Source organism: Priestia sp. JV24 (assembly GCF_025910025.1).
Taxonomy (GTDB): domain Bacteria; phylum Bacillota; class Bacilli; order Bacillales; family Bacillaceae_H; genus Priestia; species Priestia megaterium.
The window spans coordinates 1-1,003 of sequence record NZ_JAPCIN010000073.1 but is presented as its reverse complement, the minus strand read 5'-3'; the positions used below and the strand labels follow the sequence as shown (position 1 = coordinate 1,003).

The window sequence follows — 1,003 nt, the reverse complement described above, 5'->3', positions numbered from 1 at the left end:
CAATTGACAAGTAGGTATTGTAATTTAACGAATGGTACTCTCGTTATGAACCGATATACGTAACGAAAGGGCCTCACAAGGGCAAATGAACATGAGAATTATTTTATTGTAAGAGAGGGGAGCCTGCATCATTTTTGATGCAGGCTCTTATTATGTTGATATATGTAAGGTTTTGTAGACAACTTAGTTGCTTTCCCATATTGAATATTTATCCTATATCAAGTACAATAAGTTGAATATAAGTTCAACTTAAAAGATGAGGTGTGTAGAAATGAAAATTTCACGTTTTAATAAAGATTGCGGGAATTCTGTTGATATGAACATTATGGATGGATATCTATTTGATTTTCCAACGAATGTAGTTGAACTGCAAAAAGAAGCTGCAGATTCTTTTTTTACAGATGCTGTTACAGCTCCAGAAGAATTTAAGAAGCGTATTTTACTTTCCACAACTATTCAGGGAGAAGAGAAAGAGCGCTATTTCCTAGTCGGTGACATTGCCGCAAGTCAATTACTTGCCAACAATCACATTAATAAATTACATAATAAAATTACAAGTCATATTCCATACATCACCTTTTTAGCTGCCATTGCGTATTACCATGCGTTACATGGGAAAGGTAAAAAAGACAACACAATTGAAATTGACTATTTTTCTACGATGTTACCAATCTGGCTCCTTAAGAAAGAGAGTACATTTGGGGCAGCTCAAAAAGCGATGGCTAATCGCTTCTTAGGCAACCATACGTTTACTGTGCATACGCCTGGTTTTGAAAATACGTTAAAGGTAGTAGTAGAAGAAAGTGCATGCTTAAAAGAGGGAGAAAGTGCACGTTTTGCGTTGAAAAAAGACTTAACCCTTGAAGATCGTGAAGATGCGAATGAGTATGTAGAATGTGAAACGGTTATGGTGGACATTGGTGGTGGTTCCATTGATGTGGTTATTCTACCCGAAGGGTTGAAAGCTGCCAATAGTCGTGATTCATTCCAAAGCATTGAAGGC

Annotated in this window: 1 pseudogene; it reads left to right on the top strand. The window is 36.6% G+C overall.

The window, feature by feature from the left end:
• Window positions 1-271 precede the first annotated feature (271 nt).
• Window positions 272-1,003, top strand: a pseudogene (locus OK414_RS29660) (hypothetical protein); the annotation flags it as partial.